The organism is Rhizobium phaseoli, assembly GCF_010668805.1.
GTDB lineage: Bacteria > Pseudomonadota > Alphaproteobacteria > Rhizobiales > Rhizobiaceae > Rhizobium > Rhizobium phaseoli_A.
Genome location: NZ_WUFT01000004.1, coordinates 133,131 through 154,711 on the forward strand (window position 1 = coordinate 133,131; position 21,581 = coordinate 154,711).

Below are 21,581 nucleotides of genomic sequence, written 5' to 3' on the forward strand. Positions count from 1 at the left end.
ATATGCTTCCCATCATTGTCCATAGGAGGGGAAATTATGGGCCGCCTGCATATCGGGACGATCTCCGTCATATCAGCCCTTTCGCTGAGCCTGAGTTCCGCACTCGCCGCCTCGCCCGCCCCTGTCGAAGCCGAGCACGGCATGGTCGTTACCGCCCAGCATCTGGCCACCGATGTCGGCGTCGAGGTGCTGAAGGGCGGTGGCAATGCCGTCGATGCAGCGGTCGCCGTCGGTTATGCGCTGGCGGTCGTCTATCCTTCGGCCGGCAATCTCGGCGGCGGCGGTTTCATGACCATCCGCCTGAAGGACGGCACGAAGACCTTCCTCGATTTTCGCGAACGTGCGCCACTCGCCGCCACGAAGACCATGTACCTCGATGCCAAGGGCGATATCGTGCCGCGCGCCAGCCTTGACGGTTATCTTGCCGTCGGCGTTCCTGGCTCCGTCATGGGCTTCGAGACCGCACGCGAGAAATACGGCACGAAGCCGCGCCAGGATCTGATCGCACCGGCACTCCGCTTCGCCACGGAGGGCTTCACGCTGGAACAGGGCGACGCTGCAAGCCTCGCCGGCAGCGCCAAGCGGCTTGCCAAGGACGAGGCAGCGGCGAAGATCTTCCTGAAGCCCGATGGCAAAGCCTATGCATCCGGCGAAAAACTCCAGCAGCCCGACCTTGCCGCGGTCCTGACAGCCATTTCGGAAAAAGGTCCTGACGCCTTCTACAAGGCCGTGCCCGCCGAGGCAATCGTCAAGGCAAGCCAGGCCAAGGGCGGCATCCTCGCCAGGCAAGATTTCGAGCAATATGCCGTGCGGGAGTTGAAGCCGGTCGAGTGCAATTACCGCGGCTACGACATCATCTCCTCGCCGCCGCCTTCCTCCGGCGGCGTCATCATCTGCGAGATCCTCAACGTTCTCGAAGGTTATCCGCTTTCCTACCTGGGCTACGGTTCAGCCGACACCGTCCATGTCATGGTCGAGGCCATGCGCTATGCCTATGTCGATCGCAATGCTGCGCTCGGCGACCCCGATTTCGTCGAGAACCCGGTCGCAAAGCTCATCGACAAGGCCTATGCCAAGGAGATCGTCGCCAAGATCGATCCCTACAAGGCCGGCACGTCGGCCAACCTCAAACCGCTCGGCGGCAAGGAAAGCACAGAGACGACGCATTATTCGATCATCGATGACGAGGGCAATGCGGTTGCCGTCACCTATACGCTGAACGGGTCCTTCGGCGCCGCCGTCGTGGCGCCGGGCACAGGCGTCCTGCTCAACAACGAGATGGACGATTTCACCTCCAAGCCCGGCGTGCCGAACCTCTATGGCCTCGTCCAGGGCGAGGCGAATGCCATCGCACCGAAGAAGACACCGCTCTCCTCGATGAGCCCGACGATCGTCACCAAGGACGGCAAGCCCTTCATGGTGATCGGCAGCCCCGGCGGCTCGCGCATCATCACCATCACGTTGGAGGCGATCCTCAACGTCGTCGATTTCGGCATGGATATCAGCCAGGCGGTGAATGCGCCGCGTATCCACCATCAATGGCAGCCCGACAAGGTCTATCTCGAACCCTATGCAATTTCGCCCGATACGGAAAAGACTCTCGCCGCCATGGGCTACAGCTTCGATGGCGGCAATGACGCACCGCTCTGGGGCCAGGCCGCCGGCATCCTCGTCGGTGGCAAAAGCCTCGCCGCCATCGAAAAGGGTGGCGGTGCGCGGTATAATGGGGCGATGGACAGCCGCGCGGAGGAGGGGTCGGCGAACGGCTACTGACGTCCGCAGATCGCAGCGGCCGGCAAACGCGGCGCCCCATTCATGTCACGGTGACAAAGTCGCCGTTCACAAATGGCTGGCCGCGCCCTAAGCATGAGCGAACCCGCAAGCAGGACGATTCCCGAATGGCCAGCATTGAAATGATTGTCGCCGCCCGCGCCCGTCTACGCGGTCACGCGAGGCGCACGCCGCTTCTCTCCTCTCCCTTCCTGAACGAGATCGCCGGCCGGCGCCTGTTCGTGAAGGCCGAATGCTTGCAGCATTCCGGCTCGTTCAAGTTTCGCGGCGGCTGGTCGGCCGTCTCCGGCCTTGATCCGACTGTCCGCTCGAAGGGCGTCATCGCCTTTTCCTCCGGCAACCATGCCCAGGGTGTCGCGCTTGCTGCCAAGCTGCACAATGTGCCCTCGGTCATCATCATGCCGAGTGATGCGCCGAAACTGAAAATCGCCAATACCCGCGCATTCGGCGCCGACGTCGTCCTCTACGACCGCGTCAATGAGGATCGCGACGAGATCGGCGCGAGACTTTCAGCTGAGCGCAGCCTGACGCTGATCAAGCCCTTCGACGAACCGCTTGTCATCGCCGGTCAGGGCACGACCGGTCTGGAGATTTCAGAGCAGGCCGAAGAGGAAGGCGTGACGTCAGCCGAAGTCCTCGTTCCCTGCGGCGGCGGCGGATTGACCTCCGGCATCGCGCTCGCCCTCGAAGCCAGCGCCCCCGGCTTTCGCGTCCGCCCCTGCGAGCCCAAGGATTTCGACGATACCACCCGCTCGCTCGCTTCGGGCAGGATCGAGCGCAACGCTTCGATGTCGGGCTCGATCTGCGACGCGATCCTTACGCCGCAGCCTGGCAATATCACTTTCCCGATCTTGAAGCGCCTCACCGGCGCCGGCATCGTCGTCACCGACGAAGAAGCGCTGCGTGCCATTGCACTCGCTTTCGTCAGGCTGAAGATCGTCGTCGAGCCCGGCGGGGCGGTGGCGCTTGCTGCCGCCCTCTTCCATGGCGAGGCTCTGGAAAGCGACACCGTCGTCGCCGTTACCTCTGGCGGCAATGTCGATGCCGATATCTTTGCCATGGCGCTCGAACGCTTCGGCTGAGCAGAAGAAGACCGCATCTTCGGGTCCGGACACCCGCCGGCAATCGGGTGCGGCCTTGCAGCAACTGCGGGTATGATGCATCCGACCTGCTACGGTCGGATGCATCATATTTCTGCTACCGCTCCTGAAGCGCTCGTCGGATCGCCATCTCGACCGGTGAACAGGAACCGTCCTCCCGATCGAGCCGCAGAGGTTCGGAAGGCGCAAGGCCGGGCTGCGCCATGAAGCGCCGCTCCTTGCCGCGGTGTATCTGCGCCGCATGGATGAGGAACGGGTGGCACAGATACACCGTACCTGCCGGACCCGTCGCCAACGCCAGCGGCCGGTCCTCCCCCACATGCTCCAGCCAGAGGTGCGCCACTCCCGCCTCGCCCGCGGGTGCCAGGAGGCGTGCGATGTCCTTGTGCGAGCCGACCCGAATGCGAGTCGGTGCATCCTCCTCCCCGACATCCGAAAACAGAAACAGCATCAACAGCGCCCACCCGCGCGAGGTGATATTCACCCGCCAGGCGGAAAAGTCCCGTTGCTCGTTCGGATCATCGGAATCCACACCGGGAAAGCTCAGATCGACATGCCAGCCGGCATCGCCGGGATCGTCCGGATGGGGAAAGCGCACCGGAAAACTGCCAAGCCCATTGCGTGGCTCCCAGCGCCCCTTGCCGATGAGCTGGTCGAACGCCGAATGCAATACCGGCGTATTGGCGGCTTTCTCGAATGGCCCTCCGCCATAACCGGCAAGTCGCACGACTGGCTGTGTCCACGTCCTCGGGTCAGCCGCATCGAAGGGAATATCGCGCCACATGATGGCACGAGCTTCCTCGGCCAGTTCGCCGGGAAAAGCATCTTCGATCCGGATGAAGCCATCCTCGATGAATTGCTCGATCTGCGCGGCGCTCAGCGCCGGCGGGTAAACAGTTGATGTCATGAAATATCTCTCTACCGCTAATCCTGCCGGCTCTTGCCTTGGCCAAATGCAGGATCGTTCCAGTCTACGGCAACGCGCCAGCCGCGAAGGCTGGTAAGCGGCCGCGTCTTCCAATGCCCGAAGGCGGAGCTTTAAAGACTCAAGAAGAAGGCTGTAGCGATATTGAGAGTGATCATCTTCATAGCAATCCGAAGCTATAGCCACGCGACAGACGGGTCAATGCGCAGATGTCAGGCCATTGTTCCGCGTAGCGCACCGTGCACCGACTGCAACACGAGCTCGGCGAGCCGGGCCGCAACCGGTTGCTGTTCGGCTTCGGCCCGATGCAGGACCAGGCCGAGCTTCGGCAAGTCAGGCAGGCCGATCGTCTCCGGCGCCAGCGGCTGGACCTTCGCCGGCAGGCCGATCGGTGTACGGATGGTGATGCCGAGGCCCGCCGCCGCCGCCGCCCAGAGACCGCCGAGGCTGGGGCTGACAAAGGCGAGACGCCATGAAATGCCCGCCTCATCAAGTGCCCGGGTCGCAGCACTTCGCAACAGGCACGGCGCCTCCAGCGAGGCGAGCGGCATCGGCTCACCGCTCGCCGCATGCCAGCCGGTGGCTCCCTCGACAGGTCCGATCCAACGCATCGGGACCTCACCAATCTGCTCGCAATGGGCCGTCAGTGTGCCATCCCTCCAGGCAAGCGCCAGATCGAGCTTGCCCGAGGTGACGCGCTCGAGCAGTTCGGCATTGCGCACCACCCGCGCCTCGATTCGAACCTTCGGATGGGCGCGCGCGAAGCGGCCGAGCACCTCCGGCAGCAGGTTTTCGCCGAAATCCTCCTGCAGGCCGAGCCGCACCCAGCCCTCCAGCTCGACGCTGTGCACGGCCGCAGCCGCCTCGTCGTTGAGTTCCAGCAACCGCCTGGCATAAGCGAGCATCGTCTCGCCGGCGTCGGTCAGAGCCAGGCCGCGTCCCACTTTGCGGAAGATCGGCGTGCCGGCCTGCTCCTCCAGCTTCTTCAGCTGTGCGCTGACCGCCGACGTGGAACGCCCGAGCCTTTCCGCCGCTTTGGCGAAGTTGCCGAGCTCCATGCCGGTCGAAAAGGTACGGAGCACATCGAGATCGAAAATTGTCCGCCGCATCTTATAATCCCATTTTCCAGGATCATTGATCCATAAATTTCTGATTTTCAGCATTATCGTGCCGTGCGATGCTTCTGCTGTCAAGGCCGACGAACGGCCTGAACCATGGAGATCCAGATGCCCTTCGTTCGAATTTCGCTTCGCAAAGGCAAGTCGCCGGACTATCTCACCGCGCTGGTCGACAACATCCAGCGCGCCCTGGTCGAAACCTTCGACGTGCCCGAACACGACCGCTTCCAGGCCATCCATCAGCATGACGAGAACGAGCTGATCTTCGACCGCAACTATCTCGCCGGTCCGCGCTCTGGTGATTTTGTTTACATCTCGATCACCATCGGCAGGCCTCGGACAGCCGAGATGAAGGCGGCGCTCTATCGGCGGCTCGCCGAACTTCTGGCACAATCGCCGGGCCTCCGGCCCGAGGATGTGATGATCGTCATCAGCACCAGCGCCCCTGATGATTGGTCCTTTGGCGACGGCGTCGCCCAGATGGCTAATCCCGACTGGCGCTCGCGGATAGCAGGAGGCCAGCAATGAGCGCTTCGAACCCGACGACGATGACCCTTCGCCGCCCCGGCAGGGCGGTGCGCTCGCCGGAAGGCGTTGCAACGGCGCCTTTCTGGGTCGAGATGTTGCTCGAAGGCGGGGCCGACCGTGAGAACACCGCCATGCGCGCCACACTCGATCCCGGTACGATCACCCGCTGGCACACGCACCCCAGGGGTCAGTTGCTCTACGTGCTTTCGGGGCATGGGTTGGCGCAGAACGAGGGCGGCCCCGTCGAGGATTTGCGTGCCGGTGATGCTGTCTGGTTTGCCGCCGGCGAGCGCCACTGGCATGGCGCAGCCGATGACAGCCCTTTCAGCTATATCAGCATCCAGGCAGCCGAAAACGGCAGCACCGTCGAATGGCTGCAGGCGGTGGAGGCACGGTCATGATCGCCATGCAGTACAGCTTCACCCTGCCCGCCGATTACGACATGTCGATTATCGACCGGCGCATCCGCGAAAAAGGTCCGCTGCTCGACGGCTTTCCCAATCTCGGCTTCAAGGCCTATCTCAGTGCCTTGAAGGGAGAATTCGCCCGCCGCGACAATCTCTATGCGCCCTTTTACCTCTGGCAAGAGCCGGAAGGTGCAAGCGACTTCCTCTGCAGCCCGGCTTTCCAAACGCTCACCGGCGCCTTCGGCTGGCCGCAGGTGAAGACCTGGATCGTCTGGCAGGCAGAAATCTCGCCGGATATCGCCGCAGCGAGATTTGCCACCCGCGATATACTGCCTATCGAGCCCTACGCGCCGCTTGCCGAAATCCGCCGTGCCGACGGCGTACAAGCTGCAGCCGACGTCGTGACCGGCAGCGCGCTCGCCTCGGTCTCCGGCTTCGAACCGACGACATGGACGCGGGTGCGCTTCAGGCTATGGCGAGAAATTCCTGAAATTGACGCGCACACGCAGGCCTATCGCGTCGGTCACCTATCCCAGGCTCGAGCCTGAGCTCAAGCGGTTGCCCGGCGATAGAAGGCAAGCGAGCCGGCAAGCGCCAACAGCGCGCCGCCGCAGGCGCGCTCCAGCCAGAGGGCGCTTGAGGTTTTCAGGAAACGCACCGCCTGCGAGCCGAAGAAGGCGTAGCCGAACATGATGAGAAAATCGAGCGCGGCAAAGGTGAGCGCGAGCAGCGCATATTGCGTTGCCTGTGGCAGGGTCGGATCGATGAACTGCGGCAGGAAGGCCGAGAAGAACAAATACCCCTTCGGATTGGTCGCCGCGACCATGAAGCTCTTCAGCCCGATCGCAAAGGGCGACGCTGCCCCCGAAGACGCCCCGGACTTCAGCGCCGCATCGATCGTGCCCTTCGAGCGCAGCAGCATGATGCCGAGAAAGGCGAGATAGGCGACACCAGCCCATTTCAGCATTGAAAACCAGAATTCCGATGCCGCCAGCAAGGCGCCGAGGCCGATCGCGACGGCGCCGATCAACACGAAATCGGAAAGCACCGCGCCGATCATGCCGGCAATCGCCCGGCGCAGTCCATGCCTCGAACCATTGGTCAGCGCCAGCAACACGGTCGGCCCCGGTGTGGCGATGCCGACGAAGGAAACGGCTGCAAAAGCCAGAAGCGTGACGATATCCATGATGATCCCCTCCCAATCCAAGGATCGAAACTTGCACGCATAGCAGCCCTTGGCAATGCCGTCCCGTCAACGAAAAAGCCCGCCACCTCCTGTGAACTGACCCCCGAAAGTTGGACATCAACCTTCGGGGGTCAGTTCACTGAGGCAGCGGGCTTTCGAACAGGCGCGGTCGGATCAGACGCCGCTTTGACCGTCGGAGCCGATATAGGCGATGCGGATCATATTGGTGGCGCCGGGCGTGCCGAGCGGCACGCCGGCCGAGATGATGATGCGGTCGCCCGGCTTGCCAAAACCTTCGTCGGCGACGATGCGGCAGGCGCGGTTGACCATATCGTCGAGATCGGTCGCGTCATGGGTGACGACGCAATGCAGGCCCCAGACGACGGCAAGGCGGCGTGCCGTCTTGATGATCGGCGACAGCGCCAGGATCGGCACCTGCGGACGCTCACGCGAGGCGCGAAGGCCTGTCGTGCCCGACGAGGTGTAACAGACAATCGCCGACAGCTTCAGCGTCTCGGCGATCTGGCGCGCAGCGAGCGAGATCGCATCCGCACCGGTCGCTTCCGGCTGGGCGCGCTGGGCATAGATGATGCCCGGATAATGCGGCTCGCGCTCGATGGCGGTGGCAATCGACGCCATGGTCGACACGGCTTCGACCGGATAGTCGCCAGAGGCCGATTCGGCCGAGAGCATGACGGCATCCGCACCTTCGAAGACGGCGGTCGCGACGTCGGAAACTTCGGCGCGCGTCGGCACCGGCGAGGAGATCATCGATTCCAGCATCTGCGTGGCGACGACCACCGGCTTGCCCGAACGGCGGCAGGCGCGGATCAGCTGCTTCTGGATACCGGGAACCGATTCGAGCGGCATTTCGACGCCGAGATCGCCGCGGGCGACCATCAATGCGTCGGAAAGCTCAATGATTTCTTCGATCCGCTCAAGCGCCTGCGGCTTTTCGATCTTCGACATCAGGCCGACACGGCCACGAGCGATCTTGCGCACTTCGGCAAGGTCATCGGGACGCTGGACGAAGGACAGCGCCACCCAATCGACGTCGTCGGTGGCGAGCACGGCGTCGAGGTCGGCGCGGTCCTTGTCTGTCAGTGCGCCGACGCCGAGCAGCGTGTCGGGAAGGCTGACGCCCTTGCGGTCGGAGATGCGCGTGCCCGAAATAACGGTGGTGACGATGCTCTTGCCGTCGCATTTTTCGGCGCGCAGCGCGAGCTTGCCATCATCGATCAGCAGGCGGTGGCCGGGCTGCACTGATTCCAGGATTTCAGGATGCGGCAGAAAGACGCGGTTCTGATCGCCGAGCGCTTCGTTGTTGTCGAGCGTGAAGGTCTGGCCGGGCTTCAGGTCGACCTTGCTGTCGACGAACTTGCCGACGCGCAGTTTCGGTCCCTGCAGGTCGGCGAGAATGCCGATCGGCCGGCCGCAGCGCGCTTCAACCGAGCGGATGCGCTGGATCAGCGTACGCATCAGGTCGTGGCTTGCATGGCTCATATTGATGCGGAAGACATCGGCACCGGCCTGGTGCAGCTTCTCGATCATCGATTCCTCGGCGGAGGCAGGCCCGAGGGTGGCGAGGATTTTAATTTTGCGATTACGCTTCATCAATTCTGGCTTTCTTGCGTCCCTGGGGTGTCGGAGAGTTGGACCATCCAGCTACCCTGGCGGCCCGTATCATATTCCTTGAATCCCATCTTCTGGTAACCGCGGGCATAACAATCTTGCACACCCGTAATCTTGAACTCGTTTTCCGCCACGCACATCTGCACGTCACCCGTCCATCGTCCTCCCCGGGCGGCGTCCTCTGCGTAGAGGTAATAATAACGCGACTGCAACTCTCCCTCGATCAACGTGGCGCAGGTCGTTGCCGGCACTTGCCACCAGCCCTCGGTCATCCAGCCGTCCTTGGCCCGATAGCCGATCGCGACGCCGACGAGATTTTGCGTTCCGTTGCAGACGCGAAAATCGGCGCGTGCGGCATCTGCAATGAAAAACGGCATGATGGCTGCAAGAGCGAACAAAGCGAGACGGACCAGCGGTCCGGACCGCGTGAGGAAACTTGGTGCGGCTTGGATCAACACGGCTCCCAAATAGCTCCACGGTTATTCGTATCCGTGTCTTCTTGCGCCGCCGTCAAGCGAAAGTCAACGCAATGCTAATCGATTATATTTCCTTTCACAAACCACCCGTCGAGGGTCCGGCTCAACCTCTGTCCGCCTGCGGCGCTTGAACGTGGCGCAGACGCATGCGATCACTGCCACCGACTTCGCAATGACGAATGGCAATTACCGATGGACGACTTCCAGCCCTTCGAAATCCTACCCGGCAAACATGACAAAGGCATGGTGATCCTCGCAGATCATGCGATGAACCGCCTCCCCGCGCGATATGGCCGGCTCGGCCTGCCGGACGCCGCCTTCGCCCGCCACATCGCCTATGACATCGGCATTGAGGGGCTGACGCGGCAGCTTTCGGCGAGCCTCGGCGTGCCCGCGGTGCTCGGCGGCTTTTCGCGACTGCTGATCGACCCGAACCGTGGCGAAGACGATCCGACGCTGATCATGAAGATCTCCGACGGCGCCGTCATACCAGGCAATCATCCGATCACGCCGCAGGAGTGGAATGGCCGCATCGAAACCTTCCATCGACCCTATCAGGGTGCCGTCGCCGCAACGATCGACAAGGTGGCCAACGCCACCGGCAGAGCGCCGCTGGTGCTGTCGCTGCACTCCTTCACCCCGGCCTGGAAGGGCATTGCCCGCCCTTGGCACGCCGCCGTGCTTTGGGATAGCGACCATCGCGCCGTCGGCCCGCTGCTCCAGAGGTTGCGCGCCGACCCCGATCTTGTCGTCGGCGACAACGAGCCCTATGACGGCGCGCTGAAGGGCGATACCATGTACCGGCACTGCATGATCACCGGCATTCCGCACGCGCTGCTCGAGGTGCGCCAGGACCTGATCGCAGACGAGGCCGGAATATCGGCATGGGCCGAACGCCTGGCGCCGATCTTTGCGGCGATGAATGCCGATCCGGCCGTGCACGAATACGACGTCCACCTGTCGCGTACAGGCCCCTATTAAGTGAAAGGCCCCGTTCAAGAAGGGCCCTGGTGAAGAAAGGAAAGCGAGATGACCGCGCTCAGCAAAACACAGCAGACCGAATTCGAGGCCGCAGCCTTCCGCCGCCTCCTCGCACATCTTCGCGAACGCAGCGACGTTCAGAACATCGACCTGATGAACTTGGCCGGCTTCTGCCGCAACTGCCTGTCGAACTGGTATCGCGAAGCCGCCGAGGGCGATGGTGTCCCAATGACCAAGGACGAATCGCGCGAAATGGTCTATGGCATGCCGTATGAAGACTGGAAGAATCTTCACCAGAACGAGGCCTCGCCTGTGCAAAAGGCTGCTTTTGAACTGAACAACCCGCAGAAATAGCTGAAGCCGCCGACAACAGGCTTGACCGTGACGCCGCTTCGCGGCAGTCACGTGCATCCAAAATCGATCATCCGAAAAATCAGGAGAACACGATGTCTGATGCTCATGGCGTCGCCCGCGATCAGCTTCGCGCTTTCATCGAGCGCATTGAACGGCTGGAAGAAGAAAAGAAGACCATCGCCGACGATATCAAGGACGTCTATGGCGAAGCCAAGGGAACGGGCTTCGATACCAAGATCCTGAAAAAGGTCGTGGCGCTGCGCAAGAAGGACGAGCAGGAGCGGATGGAGGAGGAAGCCATCCTCGACACCTACCTGCTCGCGCTTGGTATGATCGAGTCGCCGCCGGAAGGCTGATCCGCCGCGCATCACGGATGCCGACAAGCCGCCGGGCCTTCCGGCGGCTTTTCTTTTGCCCAATGCATGTCGCCCGGAAGTGCGCAGCGACAACGACATGCATAAAACAAAGGCCTAAAGCGCGTCGCATAAACCAAGTTTGATGCGGCGCGCTTTAGAACAGAATGTCATAAGAAACCCGCTCACACGTTTCGGCATCGTGCTCTGGAACACGCTTGACCAAACGGTCACCTCGCCTCGATGGAAGCGATCAAGGAAAAACCGCCGGTATTTCTCCGACGGTTTTCGATATTTTCAGGATCGGCCGGCTCAGTTCGTATTGAACTTGCGCACTTGCATGAAATTCACCGCAGTGCCGCTAAAGCGGGCGGGGTCGACCGAAGCGGTCTTGACATTGAAGCCCTCGGCATAAACGGCGGTCGGCTGGGCACGCATCGTCTGGCTGACGAAACGCGGCGCCTTGACCTGCTTGGAGGCCATTTCGAGGCGGGCATTGGTCAGCGCCCATTGCGAAATCATCTTTTCCGTCAGCTTCGGCTCGGTGCGCACTGCCGCGCGGCTGGCATCGGCTGCGGCGGCTTCCTTGTGCGTCGGGCGGCCGCCCTTGGCGGGAAGTCCCTGAGCCACAGCACTTTCGGCGGCCGGTTCGTCGAAGCCGTCGCCAAAGCTTGCCGATTTGGTCGTCGGCGCCAAAGCCGCGAGTTCGAGCGGCGGCTTTGCAACAGGCGCTTTTTGCGTCATCGCGGCGTTGATCGCCTGCTCTACCGTCATCTCAGGCGCCTTCGACGCGACCTGACTTTCCCCCTCGTTCCGCTGCTGGTCGAGCGCATCGGCGACGGCGGGAGATAACGCGTCCTGATCGGCTTCGTCGGCCTCCGCTTCTGGATCGGCATCGGCCGCAGCAAGCAGGTTCTCGGCAACGGCGGGGCGTTCGACCGGCGTCGGAACCGGCAGGGCATTGGCGCCCGTCAGCGACGCAAGCTCGGCGTCGCCAGGCGCACGGCGGGGGCCGAGAAGCGAGGGGACCGGAATACTATAGGCGCTGAGATCGGCAAACTGCTGCGGTTGGGCCTGATCGGCCGGGAGGGCCGCTGCAAGAGCCTGTTGCGCCGCATTACCCGAAGACGGTGCGACGAGCGCGCTCGCCACGTCGCTGCCGGCCGGCTGGTTGCTGAATGCCGGGCGAACCTGCGGCACTGGCGCGTTCAGATCGGCGACTTCGGTCTGCTGCGGCTCGACAGGGGCTGGCTCGGCCTTCGGCGGCGTCGCCTTGGCGACGGCAACAGGGGTCGAATCGTCCGTATCGTCTTCCTGTTCATCCGCTCCACCGCCAAACAGCGCGGCAAACAGCGTCTTGTGCTTCGGCGCCGATTCGGAGGCGCTGGCGATCTCGATCTGCGTGCCGCTGACGCGGCGCTTGTAGTCGGCCATTGCCTGCTGGTAGCCCGGCAGCGGCTTGCCGTCAGCCGGAATATGAATGGTATTGCCGTTCGGGAAAAGCCGGACCAGCTCGTCGCGGCTCATGCGCGGCCAGGCGCGAACGCCGCCCACATCCATATGCACGAAGGGCGAGCCGGATTTCGGATAGAAGCCGACGCCGCCGACCTGCATCTTCATGCCGATCCCGCGCAACGTCGCGAGTTTGACGTCGGGAATGAAGAAGTCCATCGCCTTGCCGAGCATATGCTGGCTCTTTTCGGCGACGCCTGAATTGCGCGAGCGGCCGCGCAGCATCTCGTTGGTTCCCGGCGAGCGGAAACCGCAGACGACGTTGATGTAGTCCTTCGAACCGCTCTGGCGATAGACGTCCCAGATCAGGTCGAACAGGCGCGGATCCATCTTCGTCGGCTGGTTCTTGCGCCAGTCGCGCAGGAAGCGGTTCAGCTGCTCCAGGCCCTTCGGGTCGAACTTGCCGTTGCGCTTGTAGGTGATGACGGCCTTTTCGCCAGTATGAATGAAATAGAGCTTGAGGCTGCGGGTGTCGCCCGCTGCCTGCGAAGGTGTACTGACGAATACCGGTGAGGAAACCGCGAGCACAATAAGGGCGGCCGCTGCCGTCCTTACTGCCTTTCCGCAAAGGTCGGCGCACAACAAGCGCCAGCTCAAGCGCGAAGGCTTGGAATTCCCATTCAGATTCGGCAACTCGATCCCCGTCAGACAGACAATGTCCCGTACTGTCTCAGATGACTGTCAAATGCGGTCACACGATGGCAAAAATGCCACACATGATCAACCTTTTCTTTACATAGTGAACGAGCCACTAACAAGTGGTTTATGACAAGTAACAAATCGTGGTTGCCTGAGTCTTAACAAAAAGCCCTTAAGCCGCATCTTTCTGGGGATTATCGGGGTCTATGCCGTAGTCCTTGAGCTTACGATAAAGTGTGGACCGGCCAATGCCAAGTTTACGCGCCACTTGACTCATCTGTCCGCGATAGAATTTGAGCGCGAATCGGATGAGCTCTTCCTCGACATCGGCAAGCCTGCGCACGTCGCCGGCGGGATTGACGCTGGCGATCGCGTTTTCGGAGGCTTCGGACAGACGGTGATGCACCTCTCCCGAAATCGATGCCCTGAAATCTTCACCATAGCTGTCGTCGGGATCGAGGCCGGTATTGTCGGCAACGAGCGCCAGATGGTCCACGACTTCGTATTCCGGAAGCTGGGCGGCGATCTGCGGGAAGTCCCCCTCGGTCAGCTCCGGCCCTTCGGCGAGAACGACCGCGCGAAAGATCGCATTTTCAAGCTGGCGGATATTGCCCGGCCAGTCATAGGCAGTCAGCAATGCCAGCGCGCCTGAATTCACCGTCATGCGGCGACCACTCTTCTGCTCGCTGGAGAAGCGCTCGGCAAAGACCCGCACCAGATGCGGAATGTCCTCCTTGCGTTTGCGCAGTGCCGGAATGGTGATCGGAAAGACGTTGAGGCGATAATAGAGATCCTCGCGGAAATGGCCGTTCTTGACCTCCTCGATCAGATCCTTGTTGGTCGCCGAGATCAGCCTGACATTGACCTTGTGGGCGGTGCGCGCACCGACGGTCTCGATTTCGCCCTGCTGCACGGCGCGCAACAGCTTCACCTGCACCTCGAGCGGCAGGTCGCCGATCTCGTCGAGGAAGATGGTGCCGCCGTCGGCTTCCATGAATTTGCCGATGTGGCGCTCGGTCGCGCCGGTAAACGCACCCTTCTCGTGGCCGAAGAGAATGCTCTCGACGAGATTATGGGGGATCGCCCCGCAATTGACCGTGACAAAGGGCTTGTTCGAGCGGTCGCCGCCGGACTGGATGGCACGTGCCACCAGCTCCTTGCCGACGCCGGATTCGCCTTCGAGCACGACGGGAATATTGGACTGAGCCGCCCGCTGGGCGAGATCGATGACGCGCAGCATCGCCGGGCTTGCCGATACGATGTCGTCGAAGCCCACCGAGCCTGAGCGCGACCGACGGCCGGCCCGCGCCTTCACCTCGCGCTGATCGAGCCTCATCGCATTCGAGATCGACGTGGCGATACGTTCGGGCGAGACCGGCTTGACGACGAAATCGAAGGCGCCGGCCCGCATCGCCTGCACCACCGTTTCGATGCCGCCCTGCCCGGTCTGAACGATGACCGGGATCTGCGTACCAAATTCGTGAAGCGCGTCGAGGAACTCGAGGCCGGTCATCTCCGGCATCATCAGATCGAGCACGATGACGTTGAAAAGGCCGCTGTCGCGTTTGACCATTTCCAAGCCGATGCGACCGTTTTCCGCCTGGTGCACGACATGGCCGTGTCGCTCGATTGCGTTCTTGAGCAGGCGGCGCTGCACGGGGTCGTCCTCGACCACGAGGATTTGCCCTGCTCCCTTGAGCTCATTGTAACCGGTCATTGTCGCCTCACTTCATGCGAAACCATGAAGCGCACTCTGACAGGAAGGCTTGAACATCCAGTTTTGAGAAATAATTGCATTTTAACGATTGGAACGGGTCATTTTCGTGCCGAACCGACGCCTTTCTTGCGCCGAAAGGCCCTTGATGCCGGGCCTTCTCGCGCTTATTCAAGCAGACCTGTTATGAAAGTGGAGAGGAATTGCCCCATGAAAATCAAGCTCCCGCACGCCAGCCTTCTTTTCTCGGCAGCAGCGCCAGCTGGGGCGACCGATCCGGCGCTCGGCGATCTGCCGGTCTGGAAGCTGCAGGATCTTTATCCCTCCGCCACCTCGACCGCCTTCGTCGCCGACATGGAAAAGGCCGGCAAGGCCGCGATCGCCTTCGAAGAAAAGTGGAAGGGCAAACTGGCCGCGGCGGCAACCAAGACCGGCACTGAGGGCATCGGCGCGGCGCTGAAGGAATATGAGGCGCTGGACGACATCATCGGCCGCCTCGGCTCTTTTGCCGGCCTCACCTATTTCTCCGACACCACCAACCCGGCAAACGGCAAGCTCTATGGCGACGTGCAGACCAAGATCACCGAATTTTCAGGTCATCTCCTGTTCTTCGCGCTGGAACTGAACCGCATCGACGACGCGGTGATCGACGCCTGCATGGCGAGAGATACCGCCGCCGGACACTATCGCCCCTGGCTCATCGACCTCAGGAAGGACAAGCCCTACCAGCTCGACGACAGGCTGGAACAGCTCTTCCTCGAGAAGTCGATGACATCGGCCGCTGCCTTCAACCGCCTCTTCGACGAAACCATGGCAGAGCTTCGCTATGAGATCGATGGCGAGAAAGTGCCGCTCGAAGTGGCGCTGAACAGGCTGCAGGAAAAGGATCCCGAAGCCCGCCGCAAGGCCGCCATGGCGCTCGCCGAAACATTCAAGGCGAATATCCGCACCTTCACGCTGATCACCAATACGCTTGCCAAGGACAAGGAGATCGCTGACCGCTGGCGCGGCTTCGAGGACATCGCCGACTCCAGGCATCTGGCAAACCGCGTCGAGCGCGAGGTCGTCGATGCGCTGGCCGCCGCCGTCCGCGAAGCCTATCCCCGCCTTTCGCACCGCTATTATAAGATGAAGGCGAAATGGCTCGGCATGGAGCAGATGAATTTCTGGGACCGCAACGCGCCGCTTCCGGAAACCTCCAGTGCCGTCATCTCCTGGCCCGAAGCAAAGGACACGGTACTTTCGGCCTACGGCAATTTCGCCCCCGAGATGGAGGCGATCGCCAGGCGGTTCTTCGACGAGCAGTGGATCGATGCCCCGGTCCGCCCCGGCAAGGCGCCCGGCGCCTTCGCCCATCCGACGGTTCCCTCGGCCCACCCCTATGTGCTCGTCAACTACATGGGCAAGCCGCGCGACGTGATGACGCTTGCCCATGAGCTCGGGCACGGTGTGCACCAGGTTCTGGCCGGCGCGCAAGGGGCACTGATGTGCCAGACGCCGCTGACGCTTGCCGAAACAGCTTCCGTCTTCGGCGAGATGCTGACTTTCCGCGCGCTCCTGGAAAAAACCGGCGACATGCGCGAGCGCAAGGCGATGCTCGCTCAGAAGGTCGAGGACATGATCAACACGGTCGTGCGCCAGATCGCCTTTTACGAATTCGAGCGCAAGCTGCACACCGCCCGCAAGGCTGGTGAACTCACCGCCGACGACATCGGCGAACTCTGGCTCTCCGTCCAGTCGGAAAGCCTCGGGCCGGCGATCAACATTTCTGAAGGATACGAGACCTATTGGGCCTATATCCCCCACTTCATCCACTCGCCCTTCTACGTCTACGCCTATGCTTTCGGCGATTGCCTGGTGAATTCGCTCTATGCCGTCTACCAGAAGGCCGAGACCGGCTTTCAGGAAAAGTATTTCGAACTGCTGAAGGCTGGCGGCACCAAGCATCATTCGGAACTGCTGAAGCCTTTCGGCCTCGACGCCACCGATCCGTCGTTCTGGAGCCAGGGCCTGTCGATGATCGAAGGGCTGATCGACGAGTTGGAGGCTTTGGATAGGGGCTGAGAGAGCGAGTCCCTTCTCCCCGGGCAGAAGGGACCGCCAGGCGGATGACAGGGCGAAACGGTGGAACCGTCGCTCACCCTCGGAAGCCCAACAAAACTGAAAGCGTAGCGTGGCCGATCAACCCTATATCCTCTTCCGCGACGACACATCAGGCCAGGTGATGCTTTTCGCCGAACCGGCAGAAATCATCCTCGCCCGGACGCGCGCTGAGTTTTTTGCCGGCCTTATCCGAATGGAACAGGCCAAGGCTGACGGCAAATGGCTTGCCGGGCATATGAGCTACGAGGCCGGATATCTCTTCGAAGAAAAACTCGCGTCTTTTGCCGGGGAAGACCGCGAAACGCCGCTACTCTGTTTCGGCGTCTTCGACGCGCCGCAGCCGGACACACACCCGCTTGCCCAGTCGAAACAGCGCCTCGAAAACGAAGAATTCCTAACCGCCCCGAAAGCCGCCTGGGATTTCCCCTTATATAAAGAGCGCTTCGACCGCCTGCACCGGCACCTGCAGCTTGGCGACGCCTATCAGGCAAACCTCACCATGCCGGTCGAGGCCCGCTGGAGCGGCGATCCCCGTGCCGCCTTCTGGTCGCTGATCGAACGCCAGCCGGTCAAATACGGCGCGCTGGTCGATCTCGGCGGTCCGGTCATCCTTTCGCGATCGCCGGAACTGTTCTTCCGCACCGATGAAGAAGGCTGGATCGAAACCCATCCGATGAAAGGCACCGCCAAACGCGGCGCCACCGCTACTGAGGATACCGAAATCGTCGAGGCCATGCGCCGCGATATCAAGACGCAGGCGGAAAACCGCATGATCGTCGATCTGCTGCGCAACGATATTTCCCGCATCACCGAGGTCGGCACGCTCGACGTGCCCAAGCTTTTCGACATCGAGACCTATCCGACCGTCCACCAGATGGTCAGCCATGTGCAGGCAAGGCTCCGCCCCGGCCTTTCGATCCGCGACGTCTTCTCCGCGCTTTTTCCCTGCGGCTCGATCACCGGCGCGCCGAAGATGCGGTCGATGGAAATTCTGCATGCGCTCGAAGATACGCCCCGCGACGCCTATTGCGGCGCGATCGGGATGATTTCGCCGAGGGGCGCCATGCGCTTTTCCGTCGCCATCCGCACCATCACGCTATTTGACGGCGGCAGAGCCGTCTTCAATGTCGGCGGCGGCATCGTCTTCGATTCCACAGCCGAGGCCGAATATGAGGAATGCCTGCTCAAAGCCCGCTTCGCCGTCGGCGACCAATGGATTGCGCGATGATCGATTTTTCGTTGATCGAGACGCTGCGTTGGCAGCCTGGCGAGGGTTTTATCCGCCTGCGCCTGCATCTCGCCAGGCTTTCCCGCTCCGCCCGTCGCCTTGGCTTCCCGCAACCGATCGACGCGGCGGCAAGGCTTGACGCAGCCGTAGCCGGTGCTGCCGGTCCGCTGCGTGTCCGCCTGACTTTCGACGCCCAAGGCCGCATCGAGGTGACAAGCGCCGCGTTCGTGCCGCTGGCGTCCGACGCAACCTGGACCGTCCGCCTTGCCGAAACTCGTCTGAACTCCACCGACAGGCTGCTGCGCGTCAAAACCACCCGCCGCGCCGTCTACGAGCGCGCACGCGCCGAATACAGGCTCGACGAGGCCGACGAAGTCATTCTTTTGAACGAACGCGGCGACGTCTGCGAGGGCACTATCACCTCGATCTTCCTGGACGACGGGACCGGCATTCTGCGCACCCCGCCCATCTCCTGCGGCCTGCTCGCCGGCGTGCTGCGCACTGAGCTGATCTGCGCCCGCAAGGCTCGCGTCGGCCGCCTCACCCTTACCGATCTCGATGCCGGCACGCTTTATATCGGCAACTCGCTGCGCGGCCTGATCCGCGCAAACCTTCTGAGGAACTGACCATGTTCATTCTCTCCCTCACCTATATCAAATCCAATGACGAAGCCGACCGGCATATGGAGCCGCACATGGCCTGGGTGAAGGAGGGATATGCGAAGGGCTGGTTCCTCGCCTCCGGCCGCAAGGTGCCGCGCACCGGCGGCGCGATCCTGGCGGTCGGCGACCGCGCCATGATCGAGGCCTATGTTGCCGCCGATCCCTTCACAATCCAAAGGGGTCGCCGAATACGACATCACCGAGCTCGCCGTGACGACGACGGTCGAAGGATTGGAAATCCTGAAACGCTGATTTTGCAGGAGACCGGTCAGATGGCCTCGCTGACCTCTCGCCGGCCCGATATTTGCTGTTTCCCCCTCAACGCTCTTTATTGTGACGCCGTTTTATGGTTAGAGCCGGTCACTTCGCATCTCTGCGGCAATTGCAAAAGAATTCTTCGGGCTGAACGCCTTCGTCCCCTTCCATAGGAGAAAAGAATGACGGAACAGAACTATCCGGTATATGCCGAAATCACCGGTCCGATCGTCATGATCGGCTTTGGCTCGATCGGCCGCGGCACCCTGCCCCTGATCGAGCGCCACTTCAAATTCGACAAGAGCCGGATGGTCGTCATCGACCCGCGCGAAGAGCCCTCCGACATGGAGATTCTGAAGAAGCACGGCGTTCGCCACATCAAGGAATATGTCACCAAGGAAAATTACAAGGAACTGCTGAAGCCGCTGCTGACCGAAGGCGAAGGCCAGGGTTTCTGCGTCAACCTCTCGGTCGACACGTCCTCGCTCGACATTATCAAGCTCTGCCGCAAGCATGACGTGCCCTACGTCGACACCGTCGTCGAACCCTGGCTCGGCTTCTATTTCGACAAGGGCATGAGCAATGCTGACCGCACCAACTATGCGCTGCGCGAAACCATGCGCAAGGAAAAGGCAAAGAACCCGGGGGGCGCCACTGCCGTCTCCACCTGCGGCGCCAATCCGGGCATGGTCTCCTGGTTCGTCAAGCAGGCGCTTGTCAACCTCGCCAATGACACCGGCCTCAAATTCGAGGAACCGGACCAGCACGATCGCGAAGGCTGGGCAAAGCTGATGAAGAAGCTCGGCGTCAAGGGCGTCCACATCGCCGAGCGCGACACCCAGCGCACCAAGCATCCGAAGCCGCTCAACGTCTTCTGGAACACCTGGTCCGTCGAAGGCTTCATCTCCGAAGGCCTGCAGCCGGCCGAACTCGGCTGGGGCACGCATGAAGAGTGGATGCCGAAGAACGCCAAGAAGCACAAGAAGGGCAACAAGGCGGCGATCTACCTGGAGCAGCCCGGCGCCAACACCCGCGTACGCACCTGGTGCCCGACGCCCGGCCCGCAATATGGCTTCCTCGTCACCCACAACGAGTCGATCTCGATCGCCGACTATTTCACCGTTCGCGACAAGGACGGCGAAGTGACCTTCCGCCCGACCTGCCACTATGCCTACCACCCGGCCAACGATGCCGTGCTCTCGCTTCATGAGATGTTCGGCAATGGCGGCACGGCGCAGCCCGTCCACCACGTTCTCGACGAGGACGAGCTGGAGGACGGCATCGATGAACTTGGCGTCCTGCTCTACGGCCATGAGAAGAACGCCTACTGGTATGGCTCGCGCCTGTCGCTGGAAGAAACGCGCCGCATCGCGCCCTATCAGAACGCCACCGGCCTGCAGGTCACTTCAGCCGTTCTCGCCGGTATGGTCTGGGCGCTTGAGAACCCGAATGCCGGCATCGTCGAGGCCGACGAGATCGATTACAAGCGCTGCCTCGAAGTGCAGATGCCCTATCTCGGCCCGGTCGAGGGACACTACACCGACTGGACCCCGCTCGATGGCCGCCCAGGCCTCTTCCCGGAAGATATCGACACCAAGGATCCGTGGCAGTTCAAGAACATTCTCGTTCGCTGAGATCGCTTACGCGGCCCTGAAGATGCCCGCCGCAAGGCGGGCATTTTTGTAACGCCGGCTGTCTAAATGCCGCCCGGCGCCCCGCCAAGGCTTGCCTTCACGCCGGGCGCGCGCCATGTTTTGCCCGAACTTGGCGGGTGTTCCGCCGCGCCGATTCGCCGGGAGAAGCTTTATGAAAATCAGAACTGGTCTCGTTCTTGTCGGTGCAGCGGCTGCTCTTGCCGCCTGCGTTTCATCAGAGCCGCGCCGCCTGCCGGTTGCAATGACGCCGGCAGCCACCGGCGTCGAAGGCAACTGGAGCGATCCGAACGGCATCGTTTCCACCTTCCAGGGCGGTAGTTTCACCACCCGCACGACCGACAGCAATCAGCTTCTTGCCTCGGGCACCTACATCAACACCTCGCCGACCTTGGTGGAGATCAACATGACCTCGCTGGTGCGTAAGACCCAGTCCAAGGTGAATTGCGCCCTTGTCAATCAGAGCCAGCTCAATTGCACCTCCGATTCCGGCGCACAATTCACGCTTTCCCGCCGAGGCTGAAGATGAGGTGATGGGCTAAGCACGCCATGCGCGCCCTCGCCGTTTACCTCGTCCTGCTGCTCGCGCTGCCGCTTGCAGCACTTGCCGTCGTTTTGCCGGCCAACGTCTATCGTGCCCAGGGTGTCGCCGCTCCCGATTGCGATGGGCCGCTGCAGGTGGATCCTTGCCGTGCCGGCAATCCTGATCTATGGCGCCGGCGCGCTCTTTGCCTATCGGGCCGGCCGGCGCTTTCATCGCCTCGTTTTCCTTCTCTGTTTGAGCATCGCGCTCGCTACGGTTCCGAATATTGCGGAGGCCGTGCACGAACTCTATCGAAACGCCGCCGCCGGCGAATGCCTGGGATAACCACCCGGCTTTTTTGCCCTGCCCCCTTGGAAAGCGCCCAGCCCGGCCCAGCTTTCACTTGCGGTCGCCCATCGTCTGATGGAACATCCGCAGGCCG

Annotated in this window: 20 protein-coding genes and 2 pseudogenes; 15 read left to right on the plus strand and 7 right to left on the minus strand. The window is 62.0% G+C overall.

The genetic code is table 11. The annotated features are described in order from the left end of the window. Positions 1-36: 36 nt before the first annotated feature. On the plus strand, positions 37-1,773 hold the full coding sequence (gene ggt, locus GR197_RS07775) for a gamma-glutamyltransferase (protein ID WP_164008199.1): 1,737 nt from the start codon (positions 37-39) through the stop codon (positions 1,771-1,773). A gap of 125 nt (positions 1,774-1,898) precedes the next feature. After that, a complete protein-coding gene (locus GR197_RS07780; protein WP_164008201.1) occupies positions 1,899-2,873 on the plus strand; it encodes a threonine ammonia-lyase in 975 nt (324 codons plus the stop codon). 115 nt (positions 2,874-2,988) lie between these two features. Here GR197_RS07780 and GR197_RS07785 read toward each other — a convergent pair whose 3' ends face one another. Further along, positions 2,989-3,798, minus strand: coding sequence for a phytanoyl-CoA dioxygenase (locus GR197_RS07785; protein WP_164008203.1), 810 nt, complete (start codon positions 3,796-3,798; stop codon positions 2,989-2,991). A 230-nt stretch (positions 3,799-4,028) separates the two neighbouring features. Beyond that, the gene (locus GR197_RS07790; RefSeq protein ID WP_164008205.1) at positions 4,029-4,925 is read right to left on the minus strand and encodes a LysR substrate-binding domain-containing protein; all 897 of its coding nucleotides are present in this window, start codon (positions 4,923-4,925) and stop codon (positions 4,029-4,031) included. A 117-nt stretch (positions 4,926-5,042) separates the two neighbouring features. On the opposite strand from GR197_RS07790, the gene GR197_RS07795 reads away from it, so the two are divergent. The 3 genes from GR197_RS07795 to GR197_RS07805 are packed head-to-tail and all read left to right on the plus strand — an operon-like array spanning position 5,043 to position 6,417. Next, a complete protein-coding gene (locus GR197_RS07795) occupies positions 5,043-5,462 on the plus strand; it encodes a tautomerase family protein (protein WP_164008207.1) in 420 nt (139 codons plus the stop codon). Then, positions 5,459-5,863, plus strand: a complete 405-nt coding sequence (locus GR197_RS07800; protein ID WP_164008209.1) for a cupin domain-containing protein — start codon at positions 5,459-5,461, stop codon at positions 5,861-5,863. Before GR197_RS07795 ends, GR197_RS07800 begins: the two co-directional genes overlap by 4 nt. After that, positions 5,860-6,417, plus strand: a complete 558-nt coding sequence (locus tag GR197_RS07805) for a DUF4865 family protein (RefSeq protein WP_164008211.1) — start codon at positions 5,860-5,862, stop codon at positions 6,415-6,417. The genes GR197_RS07800 and GR197_RS07805 overlap by 4 nt, the downstream gene beginning before the upstream one ends. 2 nt (positions 6,418-6,419) lie before the next feature. Here the strand turns inward: GR197_RS07805 and GR197_RS07810 are convergent, their stop codons facing one another. The 3 genes from GR197_RS07810 to GR197_RS07820 all read right to left on the minus strand — a co-directional run bounded on the left by GR197_RS07810 (position 6,420) and on the right by GR197_RS07820 (position 9,154). Then, positions 6,420-7,055, minus strand: a complete 636-nt coding sequence (locus GR197_RS07810) for a LysE family translocator (protein WP_164008213.1) — start codon at positions 7,053-7,055, stop codon at positions 6,420-6,422. A 174-nt stretch (positions 7,056-7,229) separates the two neighbouring features. Next, positions 7,230-8,669: a pyruvate kinase gene (pyk, locus tag GR197_RS07815; RefSeq protein WP_007631609.1), complete on the minus strand. Its 1,440-nt coding sequence runs from the start codon at positions 8,667-8,669 to the stop codon at positions 7,230-7,232. Then, positions 8,669-9,154 (minus strand): DUF1036 domain-containing protein, encoded by a 486-nt coding sequence (locus tag GR197_RS07820; protein WP_089152718.1) that lies wholly within the window; start codon positions 9,152-9,154, stop codon positions 8,669-8,671. Before GR197_RS07820 ends, pyk begins: the two co-directional genes overlap by 1 nt. Positions 9,155-9,355: 201 nt before the next feature. On the opposite strand from GR197_RS07820, the gene GR197_RS07825 reads away from it, so the two are divergent. The 3 genes from GR197_RS07825 (at position 9,356) to GR197_RS07835 (ending at position 10,854) form a co-directional block, all read left to right on the plus strand. Then, a complete protein-coding gene (locus tag GR197_RS07825) occupies positions 9,356-10,144 on the plus strand; it encodes an N-formylglutamate amidohydrolase (RefSeq protein WP_164008216.1) in 789 nt (262 codons plus the stop codon). Positions 10,145-10,192: 48 nt separating this feature from the next. Then, positions 10,193-10,498, plus strand: coding sequence for a DUF1244 domain-containing protein (locus GR197_RS07830; RefSeq protein WP_164008218.1), 306 nt, complete (start codon positions 10,193-10,195; stop codon positions 10,496-10,498). 92 nt (positions 10,499-10,590) lie between these two features. Continuing rightward, positions 10,591-10,854, plus strand: a complete 264-nt coding sequence (locus tag GR197_RS07835; RefSeq protein WP_007631616.1) for a DUF2312 domain-containing protein — start codon at positions 10,591-10,593, stop codon at positions 10,852-10,854. Between the two features lie 309 nt (positions 10,855-11,163). On the opposite strand, the gene GR197_RS07840 is transcribed toward GR197_RS07835, so the two are convergent. Further along, entirely contained in the window at positions 11,164-12,996 is a 1,833-nt protein-coding gene (locus tag GR197_RS07840; RefSeq protein WP_164008220.1) for a DUF882 domain-containing protein, read from the minus strand. Positions 12,997-13,174: 178 nt separating this feature from the next. Beyond that, the gene (locus GR197_RS07845; RefSeq protein ID WP_164008222.1) at positions 13,175-14,719 is read right to left on the minus strand and encodes a sigma-54-dependent transcriptional regulator; all 1,545 of its coding nucleotides are present in this window, start codon (positions 14,717-14,719) and stop codon (positions 13,175-13,177) included. Positions 14,720-14,926: 207 nt separating this feature from the next. Between GR197_RS07845 and GR197_RS07850 the strand changes: the two genes are divergently transcribed. The 7 genes and pseudogenes from GR197_RS07850 to GR197_RS07880 all read left to right on the plus strand — a co-directional run bounded on the left by GR197_RS07850 (position 14,927) and on the right by GR197_RS07880 (position 21,484). Continuing rightward, a complete protein-coding gene (locus GR197_RS07850) occupies positions 14,927-16,780 on the plus strand; it encodes a M3 family oligoendopeptidase (RefSeq protein WP_164008224.1) in 1,854 nt (617 codons plus the stop codon). A gap of 160 nt (positions 16,781-16,940) precedes the next feature. Beyond that, positions 16,941-18,047 carry an aminodeoxychorismate synthase component I gene (locus tag GR197_RS07855; protein ID WP_204330118.1) on the plus strand — a complete coding sequence of 369 codons (1,107 nt, stop codon included), beginning with the start codon at positions 16,941-16,943 and terminating at the stop codon, positions 18,045-18,047. Continuing rightward, positions 18,044-18,673, plus strand: a complete 630-nt coding sequence (locus GR197_RS07860) for an aminotransferase class IV family protein (protein ID WP_164008227.1) — start codon at positions 18,044-18,046, stop codon at positions 18,671-18,673. The genes GR197_RS07855 and GR197_RS07860 overlap by 4 nt, the downstream gene beginning before the upstream one ends. Before the next feature lie 2 nt (positions 18,674-18,675). Next, positions 18,676-18,961 (plus strand): annotated as a pseudogene (locus tag GR197_RS07865) (YciI family protein). A gap of 185 nt (positions 18,962-19,146) precedes the next feature. After that, the gene (locus GR197_RS07870; RefSeq protein ID WP_007631624.1) at positions 19,147-20,598 is read left to right on the plus strand and encodes a homospermidine synthase; all 1,452 of its coding nucleotides are present in this window, start codon (positions 19,147-19,149) and stop codon (positions 20,596-20,598) included. Between the two features lie 172 nt (positions 20,599-20,770). Further along, entirely contained in the window at positions 20,771-21,139 is a 369-nt protein-coding gene (gene omp10, locus GR197_RS07875) for an outer membrane lipoprotein Omp10 (protein WP_007631625.1), read from the plus strand. Between the two features lie 26 nt (positions 21,140-21,165). Further along, positions 21,166-21,484: pseudogene (locus GR197_RS07880) on the plus strand (hypothetical protein). The last annotated feature ends 97 nt before the right edge of the window (positions 21,485-21,581 follow it).

What these genes read in the sequence shown, in the direction of transcription:
- ggt (WP_164008199.1), top strand. Translation starts at nt 37, where the DNA reads ATGGGCCGCCTGCATATCGGGACGATCTCCGTCATATCAGCCCTTTCG.
- GR197_RS07780 (WP_164008201.1), top strand. Translation starts at nt 1,899, where the DNA reads ATGGCCAGCATTGAAATGATTGTCGCCGCCCGCGCCCGTCTACGCGGT.
- GR197_RS07785 (WP_164008203.1), bottom strand. Translation starts at nt 3,798, where the DNA reads ATGACATCAACTGTTTACCCGCCGGCGCTGAGCGCCGCGCAGATCGAG.
- GR197_RS07790 (WP_164008205.1), bottom strand. Translation starts at nt 4,925, where the DNA reads ATGCGGCGGACAATTTTCGATCTCGATGTGCTCCGTACCTTTTCGACC.
- GR197_RS07795 (WP_164008207.1), top strand. Translation starts at nt 5,043, where the DNA reads ATGCCCTTCGTTCGAATTTCGCTTCGCAAAGGCAAGTCGCCGGACTAT.
- GR197_RS07800 (WP_164008209.1), top strand. Translation starts at nt 5,459, where the DNA reads ATGAGCGCTTCGAACCCGACGACGATGACCCTTCGCCGCCCCGGCAGG.
- GR197_RS07805 (WP_164008211.1), top strand. Translation starts at nt 5,860, where the DNA reads ATGATCGCCATGCAGTACAGCTTCACCCTGCCCGCCGATTACGACATG.
- GR197_RS07810 (WP_164008213.1), bottom strand. Translation starts at nt 7,055, where the DNA reads ATGGATATCGTCACGCTTCTGGCTTTTGCAGCCGTTTCCTTCGTCGGC.
- pyk (WP_007631609.1), bottom strand. Translation starts at nt 8,669, where the DNA reads ATGAAGCGTAATCGCAAAATTAAAATCCTCGCCACCCTCGGGCCTGCC.
- GR197_RS07825 (WP_164008216.1), top strand. Translation starts at nt 9,356, where the DNA reads ATGGACGACTTCCAGCCCTTCGAAATCCTACCCGGCAAACATGACAAA.
- GR197_RS07830 (WP_164008218.1), top strand. Translation starts at nt 10,193, where the DNA reads ATGACCGCGCTCAGCAAAACACAGCAGACCGAATTCGAGGCCGCAGCC.
- GR197_RS07835 (WP_007631616.1), top strand. Translation starts at nt 10,591, where the DNA reads ATGTCTGATGCTCATGGCGTCGCCCGCGATCAGCTTCGCGCTTTCATC.
- GR197_RS07845 (WP_164008222.1), bottom strand. Translation starts at nt 14,719, where the DNA reads ATGACCGGTTACAATGAGCTCAAGGGAGCAGGGCAAATCCTCGTGGTC.
- GR197_RS07850 (WP_164008224.1), top strand. Translation starts at nt 14,927, where the DNA reads ATGAAAATCAAGCTCCCGCACGCCAGCCTTCTTTTCTCGGCAGCAGCG.
- GR197_RS07855 (WP_204330118.1), top strand. Translation starts at nt 16,941, where the DNA reads ATGCTTTTCGCCGAACCGGCAGAAATCATCCTCGCCCGGACGCGCGCT.
- GR197_RS07860 (WP_164008227.1), top strand. Translation starts at nt 18,044, where the DNA reads ATGATCGATTTTTCGTTGATCGAGACGCTGCGTTGGCAGCCTGGCGAG.
- GR197_RS07870 (WP_007631624.1), top strand. Translation starts at nt 19,147, where the DNA reads ATGACGGAACAGAACTATCCGGTATATGCCGAAATCACCGGTCCGATC.
- omp10 (WP_007631625.1), top strand. Translation starts at nt 20,771, where the DNA reads ATGAAAATCAGAACTGGTCTCGTTCTTGTCGGTGCAGCGGCTGCTCTT.